At 34.7% G+C, this 637-nt stretch carries 1 protein-coding gene; it reads left to right on the forward strand.

Annotated elements, in window-relative coordinates; genetic code table 11:
• Positions 1–201: 201 nt before the first annotated feature.
• Positions 202–637: S-layer homology domain-containing protein (locus KI369_RS28185; RefSeq protein ID WP_212958951.1), on the forward strand; the 436-nt coding region annotated here is incomplete at its 3' end.

Below are 637 nucleotides of genomic sequence, written 5' to 3' on the forward strand. Positions count from 1 at the left end.
TTTATGGGCAATTTATAGTTGCTATTTATAATTCCTATATATAGTAGCTATGGATACTACGAAAAAAAACTTTGGAGGTGTAACACTTTGTATCCAATTAGCTGTAATGAAAATTTAAAACATGAATTGCTCACATAGAGTCTTCTTTTGGAAGAAAAGTGGTGTAATTATTTGTTAAATGAAGGAAGGGATTGGAAAGCTATGAATAAAACAATTTTAAAAACATGTATCATATCAGCAGTTCTAGGTGGAGTTTTATTAACTGAAAAAAATGGAGAAGTGAAAGCAGAAGAGATTACACCACAAACGAATCATACTGGTGTATTTAAAGATGTTCCAAAGGGGCACTGGGCATATGAGGCGATTCAGCAATTAACAGATGAGAAAATCATTTTCGGATATGATGATGGGAGATTTGGTTTTGGAGATAATGTGACACGCGAACAAGTTGCAGCTTTACTGTATCGTTATTTTAATTTGGCAGAAGAGAAAAATTATGAGAATCCATATGGGGACGTAAGTGAAGAGTCGACAAGCTATATAAAGGAAATCTTGTCTTTAACAGAAATGGGCGTTTTTAAGGGTGACGAGCATGGGAATTTTAGACCGAAGGCATCCTTAACACGTGCAGAAATGG

It is taken from the genome of Bacillus sanguinis, from assembly GCF_018332475.1.
Classification (GTDB): domain Bacteria; phylum Bacillota; class Bacilli; order Bacillales; family Bacillaceae_G; genus Bacillus_A; species Bacillus_A sanguinis.